The sequence below is a fragment of the Mesobacillus sp. MER 48 genome (genome assembly GCF_023714225.1).
Classification (GTDB): domain Bacteria; phylum Bacillota; class Bacilli; order Bacillales; family Cytobacillaceae; genus Mesobacillus; species Mesobacillus oceanisediminis_A.
Window position 1 is genome coordinate 157161 of sequence record NZ_JAMAUR010000007.1, and the last position, 12366, is coordinate 169526.

Sequence of the window (12366 nt, forward strand, 5' to 3'; positions counted from 1 at the left end):
ACCATGTTTTCCATCGCCAGACTACAGGAGAATTCTACGAATAGTAGCCTTCTATTGACGGTCATTCGAGTTAATTGCACGAATGGAACTCATAATTGCACGATCATTCAGGTTAATTGCACCAACAGAAACTATAATTGCACAGTTCTATCGCATAATTGCGCGTTAACCTGATATAATTGCACCTTCATCCTAATTTTGGTGAAACCCATCAGCACTTCTGCCCGGCAGGTACTGCCTGCGGATAGATTTCCGTCGGATACTTACCTGTAAAACATGCCAGGCACTGGCCTCGCGTTTCGCCAGGTTCATTGCGTCCGATTGCCTCCAGCATGCCCTCGACACTTAAAAACGTCAGCGAGTCAGCGCCAATCAACTCACGAATCTCTTCGACGGAATGTTCAGAAGCAATCAGCTCTTCGCGAGTAGATGTATCGATCCCGTAAAAGCACGGGTTCTGGATTGGCGGCGAGCTGATGACGACATGGACCTCAGTGGCACCGGCATCCTTAAGCATTTTCACAATCCGGCGGCTTGTTGTGCCGCGCACGATCGAGTCATCCACCATAATGACACGCTTGCCTTCAACAATACCGCGCACCGGCGAAAGCTTCATTTTCACACCCTGCTCCCTTAAGCTTTGGGAAGGCTGGATGAATGTCCGGCCGACATAACGGTTCTTGATCAAGCCCATTTCGTACGGAATGCCTGATTCCTCCGCATAGCCGATGGCCGCAGAAATACTTGAATCAGGTACACCTGTGACAACATCAGCCTCAATCGGTACTTCTTTTGCCAGCTGCTTGCCGAGATTCTTGCGGGCCGCATGGACGTTGATGCCGTGAATATTGCTGTCTGGGCGGGAAAAATAAATATATTCCATCGTGCAGATTGCCGTTGAGGAGCTCATTGAATACATCTCGGAATGAAGGCCATCTGCATCGATCACGAGCAGCTCTCCAGGAAGGATGTCCCTGATAAACTCTGCCCCGACGATATCGAATGCACAAGTCTCAGACGCAACCACATACGCATCGCCAAGTCTGCCCAATGACAAAGGTCGCAGCCCATGCGGGTCCAGCGCCACCATGAATTCTGTCTCGGTCATGATTAAAAAGGCGTAAGCACCCTTCAGCATTGGCAAGGCATTTTTCACACGATCCCTCAGCTGGCTGAAGCCGCCGCGCTTGATTAAATGTGCCAGCACCTCAGTGTCTGAGCTTGTCTGGAAGATGCTGCCCTGTGCCTCAAGCTGATTCCTTAACGCATCGGCATTAACAAGATTGCCGTTATGTGCAAGGGCCAGGCCGCCGCTCTGTGATTGGAACAGCAGCGGCTGAACATTCTCGTAGCCGCCTCCTCCTGCAGTCGCATAGCGCACATGGCCGATGGCGCCGACACCCTGTAGATCTTCCATGGCATCTGCTGTAAAAATTTCCGTAACAAGACCTTCGCCTTTCCGGCCCTTAAGGTGCTTGCCGTCACTGACAACGATGCCTGTGCCTTCCTGGCCGCGATGCTGCAGGCTATGGAGGCCGTAGTAAGTAATTTGTGCTGCTTCTGGATGTCCCCAGATACCAAAAACGCCGCATTCCTCATTCAAGCCTTTTAATTCAGCAAGCATGGGATGGCTCCTTTCCAGGCCTTTTTCAGCCCCTCTGCATCTTGATTGATCACATTCTCACCGTTGACATCAACTTTTAAGACTGGCGTTTCAACGACTTTCCCGATCAGCACTGCGTCTGTTAAACTTTCAAACTCAATTTGGTTCTCAGGTTTTACCGATAAAATGAAGCGGGATTGCGATTCGCTGAACAATGCTGATACTGCGTTGCCTTCGAGCTCAACTGCTGCTCCGAGCCCCTTGCTTCCGATTACGGATTCAGCAAGTGCAACCGCTGCGCCGCCCTCGGCAACATCATGAGCAGAGGCAACAAGGTCATTTTTAATCACTGTTAAAATTTGCGCTTGATAGCTAGCTTCCACTTCCAAATCTAGCTCAGGCGCCTTGCCGAAAATCTTGCCATATACAAGCTTCTGCAGCTCACTGCCTCCAAACTCGTCCTTCGTGTCTCCCAACAAATAAATCAAATCGCCGGCATTTTTAAAATGCTGAGTCGTTACATGCTTTAAATTTTCAACCAGACCAACCATGCCGACCACTGGTGTCGGATAGACAGCTGTTCCATTCGTTTCGTTATACAAACTCACGTTTCCGCCGATGACAGGCGTGCTTAATGTCCGGCACGCTTCACTCATGCCATCGACCGCTTTTTCAAACTGCCAGAAAATCTCTGGCTTCTCCGGATTTCCGAAATTCAGGCAATCCGTGATCGCCAAGGGCTCGCCGCCAGAGCAGACGATGTTGCGCGCCGCTTCCGCAACAGCAATCTTCCCGCCCGTTTCCGGATCAAGATAGATATACCGAGAGTTACAGTCCGTCGTCATCGCCAGACCTTTTTCCGTACCGCGGATTCTGACGACAGCAGCATCAGACCCAGGCGAAACGACCGTACTTGTGCGTACCATATGGTCATACTGATCATAAACCCACTCTTTGCTTGCAATGGTCGGCTGCTGAAGCAGCTGCAAAAGAGTAGTTTCATAGTTTTCTACATTAGGAATTTTGTTGTCCATTGCCTGGAACTCACGGAAATACGCAGGTTCGCTGGAAGGCTTGTAATAGACAGGCGCCTCTTCAGCCAGTGCATCTGCCGGAACATCCGCAACCACTTCCCCTTTATGTAAAAGGCGAAGCATCTTGTCATCCGTTACTTTTCCGATTGCAACGGCTTCAAGCTCATACTTTGAAAAAAGATCGATGATTTCCTGCTCGCGGCCTTTTTCCACGACGATCAGCATACGCTCCTGGGACTCTGACAGCATCATTTCATAAGCTGTCATGCCTGTTTCACGCTGAGGCACAAGGTCAAGATTCATCTCGATCCCAGAGCCCGCCTTGCTCGCCATCTCAGCAGAAGAACTTGTCAATCCGGCTGCGCCCATGTCCTGGATGCCGACAAGCGCGTCATTTTTCACAAGCTCAAGGCAAGCTTCCAACAGCAATTTTTCCATGAATGGATCCCCGACCTGTACGGCAGGACGCTTTTCTTCTGACGCCTCATTCAATTCCTCGGACGCGAATGTCGCACCGTGGATTCCGTCACGGCCAGTCTTAGCGCCAACGTACATGACGGTATTTCCAACGCCATGCGCCTGGCCTTTTTTAATGTCCTCATGGTTGATCAAACCGACGCACATTGCGTTAACAAGCGGATTTCCCTCATAAGCACCATCAAACTGAACCTCGCCGCCAACCGTCGGAATGCCGATGCAGTTCCCGTAACCGGCAATACCGGCAACAACTTGTTCAAACAAATATTTCACCCGTGGCGATTCTAACTCGCCAAAACGGAGGGAATTCAATAATGCAATTGGCCTTGCTCCCATCGAAAATACATCGCGGATGATTCCGCCAACACCCGTAGCAGCACCCTGGTATGGCTCGATTGCTGAAGGGTGATTATGGCTCTCGATTTTGAAAACGACCGCCTGGCCATCCCCAATATCCACGATCCCTGCACCCTCGCCCGGTCCTTGAAGCACGCGTTCACCTGTGACAGGGAACTTTTTCAGGACAGGCTTGGAGTTCTTGTAGCTGCAATGCTCTGACCACATAACCGAGAACAAGCCAGTCTCTGTATAGTTAGGAGTACGTCCAAGGATCTGTTCGGCAGAAGCAAACTCGCTGTCTGAAAGTCCCATTTCACGATAGATTTTTTCCTGTTTAATTTGCTCTGGGCTTGGTTCAAGCATTAACCGCATTTGCTTCCCTCCATTGTTTGACGATTGATTTGAAAAGCTTCAGGCCGTCCGCGCCGCCAAGCAGCTCATCGACTGCACGCTCCGGATGCGGCATCATCCCGAGGACGTTTCCTCGTTCATTGATGATCCCGGCAATATTCCCAAGGCTTCCGTTCGGGTTCTCGCCTTCGTATGTGAACACGATTTGATTGTTTGCCTTCAAATTAGCCAGCGTCTCTTCATCGCAATAATAATTGCCTTCACCATGCGCAACCGGAACCGTGATGATCTCGCCTTTTTCATAGCCAGCTGAAAACATTGTTTCGTTATTCTCCACCTTCAGCTCGACCTGCTTGCAGATGAACTTCAGGCTGTCATTTCTGCGCATTGCACCTGGAAGAAGGCCTGCTTCCAGCAAAATCTGAAATCCGTTGCAGACGCCAAGTACAGGCTTTCCGGCTTCGGCCGCTTTGACAACTTCCTTCATCACATTGCTGAACTGCGCAATCGCGCCTGATCTCAAGTAATCTCCATATGAGAAACCGCCAGGCAAAAGCACAGCATCATAGTCTTCAAGGCTTTCAGCATCATGCCAGACATATTCTGCTTCTTCGCCAAGCTCATCTTTTACCGCATGGTACATGTCGATGTCACAGTTTGAACCCGGAAAAACGATCACCGCAAATTTCACTGTGCAACAACCTCCTCGACTTCATACCTGTAATCCTCAATCACCGGATTCGCCAGCAGGCGCTCGCACATTTCCTTAACAGCGCCGTCAACATCCTTTACACTCTCATCCAAAGTAAGTTCCATATACTTGCCGATTCGGACATCCTGGATGCCTTCGTAACCATGAGTCGCAAGCGATTTTTTAACAGCCGTCCCCTGTGGATCCAAAACACTTTCCCTTAACGTGACATACACCTTCACTTTATACATGCAATTGTCCTCCCAATCTCGTTAAAATGGTTTCATAAGCATCAGTAAGATTTCCTAAGTCGCGGCGGAACACATCTTTGTCTAGCTTTTGTTGCGTCTCCATATCCCAGAGGCGGCATGTATCAGGCGAAATCTCATCCGCCAGCAGGATCTTCCCGTCAGTATCCTTGCCGAACTCTAGCTTAAAATCTATTAATCTCACACCTATTTCAGCGAAAAATCCGCCAAGCACTTCATTAATTTTCAAAGCCGCTGCCTTCAGTTCAGCCACTTCTTCTGCAGCTGCCAAATTCAGCACATCAATATGTTCATCGGTAATCAGCGGGTCGCCTAGCGCATCATCCTTCAGGTAAAACTCGACGATTGGCCTTGAAAGCTTGTTGCCTTCCTCAATGCCAAGGCGCTTTGAAAAACTGCCCGCAGCGAAATTCCTGACAACCACTTCGAGCGGGATGATCTGTACACGCTTCACCAGCTGCTCATTCTCGGAAATTTTCTCGATAAAATGCGATTGGATACCAGCTTTGCCAAGCTTTGAGAATAATAGACTCGTAATCTCGTTATTCAGCCTGCCCTTGCCGACAATCTCTGCCTTTTTCTCGCCATTAAATGCCGTCGCAGAATCCTTGTATTGAACCCTTACTACATCCTCTTGATCTGTCGCGTAAATCCGCTTCGCTTTCCCTTCGTATAACAGCTCTTCCATTTCAACGCCCTCCGATTGAGATAATTGGCAATCTTCAGTCTCCTAGAGATAAAAGAAGGGCAAGAAACCTTGCCCTTTTGTATTAAAGTCCCAGTCTTTCAAAAATCATATCCACATGCTTGATATGGTAGTTGTAATCAAAGCAGTCATCGATTTCTGCTTCACTCAGCAGTCCGGCAATCTTTTCATCCTGTTCGATCAGGCTGCGGAACTGCACCTGCTTTTCCCATGCTTCCATCGCGCGAGGCTGGACCGTATCATATGCTTCTTCACGCGACATCCCTTTGTCGATCAAAGCAAGCAGCACACGCTGGGAGTAAATCAAGCCAAGTGTCCGATCCATATTACGCTTCATGTTCTCCGGATACACCGTCAGGTTCTTGACGATATTTCCAAAGCGATTCAGCATATAATTCAAAGCAATCGTTGCGTCGGGTAAAATAATTCTCTCAGCAGATGAATGTGAGATATCGCGCTCATGCCACAGTGGCACATTCTCATAGGCTGTTGTCATGTATCCGCGGATGACCCTCGCCATCCCAGTCATGTTTTCAGAGCCAATCGGGTTGCGCTTATGCGGCATCGCCGATGAACCCTTCTGTCCTTTCGCAAAGAACTCCTCAACTTCACGAGTTTCGCTTTTTTGCAAGCCGCGGATCTCCACCGCGAATTTTTCAATGGAAGTCGCAATTAACGCAAGTGTCCCCATATAGAACGCATGGCGGTCCCGCTGCAAGGTTTGAGTGGAAATCGGTGCCGGCTGCAGTCCTAATTTTTCACAGACATACGATTCAACGAATGGATCGATATTCGCGTACGTTCCAACCGCACCGGAAATCTTGCCGAATTCTACGTCGCTGGAAGCCATTTTGAATCGCTCAAGATTGCGCTTCATTTCCTCAAGCCATAGCGCCAGCTTCAAGCCAAAAGTCGTCGGTTCAGCATGGACACCATGCGTACGTCCCATCATCACTGTGTATTTATGTTCTTTAGCCTTATTCGCCAAAATCTCAACAAAGTTCTCAATATCCTTCAGCAAAATCGCATTCGCCTGTTTAAGCACATACGATAATGCTGTATCGACCACATCCGTCGAAGTCAGGCCATAATGCACCCATTTACGTTCCTCTCCAAGCGTTTCAGATACTGCTCTTGTAAAAGCAACGACATCATGGCGTGTCTCTTCCTCGATTTCCTTGATCCGGTTAATATCAAATGAAGCATTTTCCCTGAGCTTCTTCACATCTTCTTTAGGAATCTCGCCAAGCTCTGCCCATGCTTCACATGCGAGGATCTCGACCTCAAGCCACGCTTTGAAGCGATTCTCCTCCGTCCAGATTGCTCCCATTTCCGGTCTTGTATAACGATCTATCATTTCTTTTGTCCTCCGATCATTTCTGCTGCGCCTTCCCAGATGCCGCTTTGCTCTGCTTCCTCCAGCGCCCTCTCTACTGTCTCTCGTAAAAGGGTCACATGCCCCATTTTCCGCTTATGCTTTGCTTCTTTTTTGCCATATAAGTGAATCTTCCAATCCTGCACTTCAGCGATTTTATCCAGCAATGGCTGCTGGTGCTCACCCAGGATATTCACCATCACAACAGCCTTAAGCAAGTTCGTGCTGCCCAGTGGCCAGCCACAGACTGCCCTGACATGCTGCTCAAACTGCGATGTCTCGCAGGCCTCGATTGTATAATGTCCCGAGTTATGCGGCCGCGGTGCCAGTTCATTTATGTAAAGCTCATCATTCGCTCCTAAAAACATCTCGACCGCCAGCGTCCCGATTAAACCTAACGCCTCGGCAATCTGCTTTGCAGCTCCTATTGCCTTTGCTTCAGCCTGCAAGCTGATTCTCGCCGGCACAATGGTTTGATGCAGGATATTTTCCTTATGGATATTTTCCCCGACTGGAAAAACAGCAGTCTCACCATTCGTCCCGCGGGTAATGATCACAGAGATTTCTTTTTCAAACGGAATCCATTTTTCCAGTACACACGAGCCCTGGCTGACCAATGTTTCCGCCAAAGGGATGTCTTCAACAGACCTGATGACCAGCTGTCCTTTGCCATCATAACCGCCCCGTGCCGTCTTCAATACTGCCGGCAAACCTAGCTCCTCAACACCATTCCTGATATCTTCCACGCTGGTCACTGCCACATATGGGGCCACTCTCACCCCGGCTGCCTCGATATGGCGCTTCTCTTCTATCCTGTCCTGAGTGACCCGAAGCAATTCGGTCCCCTGTGGCACATAGGCGTATTTATTTAACCATTCAAGAGCATCCGCATCAATGTTCTCAAACTCGTACGTGATCACATCACTTTGTTCAGATAGCTGCTTTATTTTTTCAAGATCATCATAACTGCCGACAATCTGCTCGTCAGTGACCTGGCCGCACGGGCAATCCTCTGTCGGGTCAAGCACAATCACCCTGAAACCCATCGCTTTTGCTGACAGTGCCATCATCTTGCCAAGCTGCCCGCCGCCAATGATTCCGATCGTCTCTCCTGGTAAAATCAATTTAGACAAGCTCATCACTGCTTTCCATCACTGAGATTTTTGTTTCTTCTCGTAATCGCGCCAGCATTTCTGCTACTTTACCATCAAATGCACCTAAAATCTGAGCAGCGAGCAATCCTGCGTTCGTTGCCCCAGCTTTTCCGATCGCCACCGTCGCAACCGGTACGCCGCCAGGCATCTGGACAATCGATAACAATGAATCCAAGCCGTTGAGCGCTCTCGACTGTACAGGCACGCCGATAACCGGAAGCGTCGTTTTCGCTGCAACCATCCCCGGCAAATGAGCTGCTCCGCCCGCTCCGGCGATGATGACTTTAATTCCTTCATTTCTAGCATTTTCGGCAAACTCAAACATTAAATCCGGTGTCCGATGAGCGGAAACTACCTTCTTTATATAAGAAATCTCTAAGCGATCCAGCATGTCACACGCATGCTTCATCGTTTCCCAATCCGACTTGCTCCCCATAATAACTGCAACGGTCATATACCTAAACCTCCCTTTGGAGTTTTAAAAACAAAAAACCCGGATAGACTGCTTCCTCTGATAGAAGAGAAAGTAGTCCGTCCGGGTGCAAACGCAAAGAAACCCACAAGTAAATGTGATTTCTTTTCCCTTCACTTTAAAAAACTACTTTCCCTCATAGTCCGGCGATTTACGGTTACCGGGTAGAGACTCATGGGCCATATCCCCATTATTATACGAGGGAGTAACTGATTTCACTTTCGACAACTACATCTTAACAACCATTTAGACTTTTTGTCAATCAATAATCGAACGTTAAATAATTTCCATTTTAAATCGTTCGTGTTTAGGACTTTAAATAACTAACGCACTTTAGCTTTCAATCAGCTTTGCTTCAAAGATAATCTGCCTTCCAGCAGGCTCATATTCAACCGAGCCATTCTTCTCAACTTCCTTGAAAATCGGCTTTTCCATCCTGCGGACAGGGGCAAATCCGTCCTTTTTCATTCTATTTAGGCAATCATCGATTGATTCATGCTCGCCGACTTCATACATCTGTTTCTTTCTAACCTTGCTCATGAGAACAGCTTTCCTTTCCGAACTGATTTTACCCAGAAACCGCCATGAATCGCTTTCGGTTCATATGCAATGATAAATGCTTTCGGGTCAAGCTCCTTGATCGTCTGGTACAGCTTTAATTCATATTTCCTCGGAGTCAGAATCTGCATAGCCATCCGGTTACCCTCAAGCCCGTGAGCGGCCCAGTCTGTCACACCATACCCCTGATCCCGTAATGCCTTAGGAAGATCTCGATCATATTCCTTTGTAATGACATTTATCGTAATATATCCAAGCGCCAGCTTCTCTTCAATTTTCATCCCAACGATGACACCAATACCATAGCCCACAGCATAGGCAACCAGGTTCTGAATCTGATTCAAATTCTCAAGTACCAGCCCGAGTCCGACTACATAAATCACTACTTCGATCATGCTCAGACCTGCAGCCAGATAACGCTGACCCTTCAACGTCAGGATCATCCTGATTGTAAAAAAAGACACATACACAATATTGATGATTAAGATGATGGCAACCATGACAAAACTATTCTCCAGCATTCAATAACCCCTCCAGACATCTCATCTAATAAGCCTTAATGTTCGCATTAATCAAATCACTTGTAAAGCAACTTGCAGAATAACGAGAGAAAAGATTTCTTATTTTAAGGTTTCCTCAAGCACAGCATTTGAAACTATTTGAAAATTATTTTTATAAATCTTTTCCACAATTGACACGGCAATGAACAAGCCATAAAAAAACCATCAGGCCAGCATCCGTTCCAGGAAGGGCTTGATGGTTCTCCATTATATTTTAAATCGGCTAACTGTATCTTTTAACGTTTCTGCCATTGTAGACAAGTTATTGGCTGATGCTGTTATTTCCTCCATGGAAGCTAATTGTTCCTCAGCTGAAGCCGCGACATTTTGAGTATGGACAGAAGAATCTTTTGAGACCGTCGAGACCTCATTCACGGTTGCGGAGATTTCCTCTGTGCTCGCAGACATTTGTTCCGCAGTGGCTGCCATCTCTTCGATCCGCGCACTCATATTTTCCATGGAATGAAGGATTTCCTGGAAGCTCTTTTGGGTCCCTTCAACAATTCCCAGGCCGCTTAATACTTCTTTTTTTACAGTCTCAATCGAATCATTGGACTGCTCCATATCCATTTGTATCTGTCCGATCAAATCGGAAATTTGGGAAGAGGATTTCTGTGATTGTTCAGCCAGCTTCCTGACCTCTGCCGCAACAACGGCAAATCCTTTGCCATGTTCCCCTGCCCTCGCTGCTTCAATGGCCGCATTCAAGGCGAGCAAATTGGTCTGGTCTGCAATCTCTGTAATCACCTTAGAGATATTGTCGATTTCCCTGGACCTTTCATTCAGCAGATTGAAAACTTCTCCTGTTTCTTCTACAGAAGCATGGATCATATTCATTTGACTTGCAGTTTCCTCGACAAACGCCCCACCCTGTTTGGCATGGTCACTTGCTTCTGAACTTGACTCAGCAATCAATGAGGAAGTTTCCGCAATCTCTGCCACTCCCCTTGCCAGTTCCTCCAACGCCCTTGCACTCTCTTCTACCCCTTGTGTTTGTGTGTCAGAACCGCTGGCAACCTGCTGGATCGCTTCTGTTATTTGCTCGGTCGCCCTGCTTGTCTGTTCAGCACCTGCAGTCAGCTGTTCAGACGAAGCGGCAACCTGTTCTGAAGTTTCAAGCACATCATGCAACATAGTGCTCAAGTTTTCTTTCATGTGATTATAGCTATCCGCAAGGTCACTAAGCTCATCTCCACTCCGGTCTTCGACAACAGCTGTGAAGTCCCCGGCTCCTGCCTTGACCATGGCTGCCGATATGGCATTAAGCCTTCTTCTTAAATTTCGTGTAAACCAATAGATTCCTATAAATGCGATGATTAATACGATTGCAATCTGGATTAAAAATTTCGTCATAAAAGAACTCAGAATTTGAACGATGATCTTTTCTGAAGCACCAACGTAAAGAATTCCAATCGCCTTGCCATTCTGATCAATTATCGGTTTATAAGCCGATTGATACGAGTGCCCCGCCACATTAGCTTCACCGTAATAAGGCTTCCCCTGCTTCAGGACTACTTCAGCAACCTCTTCTGAAACAGTCGTTCCGACAGCTCGCTTTCCATCCAGCATGACGTTTGTGGCAATTCGGGTGTTTTCCTGAAAAATGGTGACTGTATCTCCTGTATCCTTGCCAATTTTGTCAACGAGCTCGAAGTTTTCATTAAAAACCTGGTTTCCCTTATACAGCTTTCCATTTTTAATTTCCCACTCACCAGGGAATTTATTGTTGATATACCCTTCACTTAATGCCAGGTCGCCCTTTGCTTTCTCCACTGCAAAAGATTTGATCCCCATCGTCACTTCCCTGTTCACGATGACACCAATGATCACAGAAAGCACCAGCACAGTGCCCAACACGATTAAATTAATTTTTGTCCCTAATTTCAATTTAAGACCAGACTTGTTTCTCCTCAAAATAATTGTTCCCCCCATTGAAGTAAACCGACTCTTTATTGTTTGTAACGATAGAAACATTAAATACTCAGGTTATATCGGAAGATTTCTGTGATTGTTAATTATCTCAGGGGGGATTTCATTAATTCGACAAAATAAAGATGTGACAGGGATAAACAGCCTTATTGTGCGGTCTTTCTAGTGATTGTCACAAGCTGTTTTTCATACGTTTTACTGGAAAAAATCCTAGTTTTTTCCAGGCCGCGGAATTACATGGGAAATTCGCGGAATCAGTCTTGTTTTTCGTGGAATCTGATACTAGTTTGACGGAATGTGATACTGGAGTTCAATCGCCGCTGTAAAGCTTCTCGCTTGTATTGCTTGAGCTTCCCGGCATATTTAGGTTAATTGAGGTACAGACCATTTTTTTAGCTCTGTGGTTTTGTTCGAGAATGCTCAGGGTTCAAACAGCTTCATAGTTTCCCCTTCCATTCTGTAAGGATTCTCTCTGCAGAGTTAGTATTTCTCACACAAAAAAAGAACAGCCATTATGACTGTTCTTTTTAGTGCCCGGCGGCGTCCTACTCTCACAGGGGGAAACCCCCAACTACCATCGGCGCTGAGAAGCTTAACTTCCGTGTTCGGTATGGGAACGGGTGTGACCTTCTCGCCATCGCCACCAGACTATTTGGTTTGAGGTTTTATTCCCTCAAAACTAGATAATGTGTAAGAAGAATACAAGAGAATCGAATGATCAATTTGGTTAAGTCCTCGAACGATTAGTATCAGTCAGCTCCACACGTCACCGCGCTTCCACCTCTGACCTATCAACCTGATCATCTTTCAGGGTTCTTACTAGCTTGCGCTATGGGAAATCTCATCTT

Annotated in this window: 11 protein-coding genes, 2 rRNA genes and 1 riboswitch; all 13 genes read right to left on the reverse strand. The window is 47.2% G+C overall.

The genetic code is table 11. The features are described 5' to 3' along the window. Window positions 1–211: 211 nt before the first annotated feature. Entirely contained in the window at window positions 212–1624 is a 1413-nt protein-coding gene (gene purF / locus M3593_RS19960; protein WP_251544494.1) for an amidophosphoribosyltransferase, read from the reverse strand. Then, window positions 1609–3825, reverse strand: coding sequence for a phosphoribosylformylglycinamidine synthase subunit PurL (gene purL / locus M3593_RS19965; RefSeq protein ID WP_251544493.1), 2217 nt, complete (start codon window positions 3823–3825; stop codon window positions 1609–1611). Before purL ends, purF begins: the two co-directional genes overlap by 16 nt. Next, on the reverse strand, window positions 3809–4495 hold the full coding sequence (gene purQ, locus M3593_RS19970; protein ID WP_144480453.1) for a phosphoribosylformylglycinamidine synthase subunit PurQ: 687 nt from the start codon (window positions 4493–4495) through the stop codon (window positions 3809–3811). The genes purL and purQ overlap by 17 nt, the downstream gene beginning before the upstream one ends. Beyond that, window positions 4492–4746: a phosphoribosylformylglycinamidine synthase subunit PurS gene (purS, locus tag M3593_RS19975; RefSeq protein WP_144480455.1), complete on the reverse strand. Its 255-nt coding sequence runs from the start codon at window positions 4744–4746 to the stop codon at window positions 4492–4494. The genes purQ and purS overlap by 4 nt, the downstream gene beginning before the upstream one ends. Further along, entirely contained in the window at window positions 4739–5452 is a 714-nt protein-coding gene (gene purC / locus M3593_RS19980) for a phosphoribosylaminoimidazolesuccinocarboxamide synthase (protein WP_251544492.1), read from the reverse strand. The genes purS and purC overlap by 8 nt, the downstream gene beginning before the upstream one ends. Window positions 5453–5534: 82 nt before the next feature. Further along, on the reverse strand, window positions 5535–6827 hold the full coding sequence (gene purB, locus M3593_RS19985; RefSeq protein WP_251544491.1) for an adenylosuccinate lyase: 1293 nt from the start codon (window positions 6825–6827) through the stop codon (window positions 5535–5537). Next, window positions 6824–7984 carry a 5-(carboxyamino)imidazole ribonucleotide synthase gene (gene purK, locus M3593_RS19990; protein WP_251544490.1) on the reverse strand — a complete coding sequence of 387 codons (1161 nt, stop codon included), beginning with the start codon at window positions 7982–7984 and terminating at the stop codon, window positions 6824–6826. Before purK ends, purB begins: the two co-directional genes overlap by 4 nt. Continuing rightward, window positions 7971–8453, reverse strand: a complete 483-nt coding sequence (gene purE / locus M3593_RS19995; protein WP_251544489.1) for a 5-(carboxyamino)imidazole ribonucleotide mutase — start codon at window positions 8451–8453, stop codon at window positions 7971–7973. Before purE ends, purK begins: the two co-directional genes overlap by 14 nt. 137 nt (window positions 8454–8590) lie before the next feature. Then, window positions 8591–8692: riboswitch (purine riboswitch) on the reverse strand. A gap of 112 nt (window positions 8693–8804) precedes the next feature. Beyond that, window positions 8805–9011: an NETI motif-containing protein gene (locus tag M3593_RS20000; protein WP_251544487.1), complete on the reverse strand. Its 207-nt coding sequence runs from the start codon at window positions 9009–9011 to the stop codon at window positions 8805–8807. Continuing rightward, the gene (locus M3593_RS20005) at window positions 9008–9550 is read right to left on the reverse strand and encodes a DUF2179 domain-containing protein (RefSeq protein ID WP_144480467.1); all 543 of its coding nucleotides are present in this window, start codon (window positions 9548–9550) and stop codon (window positions 9008–9010) included. Before M3593_RS20005 ends, M3593_RS20000 begins: the two co-directional genes overlap by 4 nt. A 246-nt stretch (window positions 9551–9796) precedes the next feature. After that, window positions 9797–11503: a methyl-accepting chemotaxis protein gene (locus M3593_RS20010; RefSeq protein WP_251665131.1), complete on the reverse strand. Its 1707-nt coding sequence runs from the start codon at window positions 11501–11503 to the stop codon at window positions 9797–9799. A 547-nt stretch (window positions 11504–12050) separates the two neighbouring features. Next, window positions 12051–12166 (reverse strand): 5S ribosomal RNA (gene rrf, locus M3593_RS20015). A 75-nt stretch (window positions 12167–12241) separates the two neighbouring features. Next, window positions 12242–12366: ribosomal RNA gene (locus tag M3593_RS20020) — 23S ribosomal RNA — on the reverse strand; the annotation flags it as partial.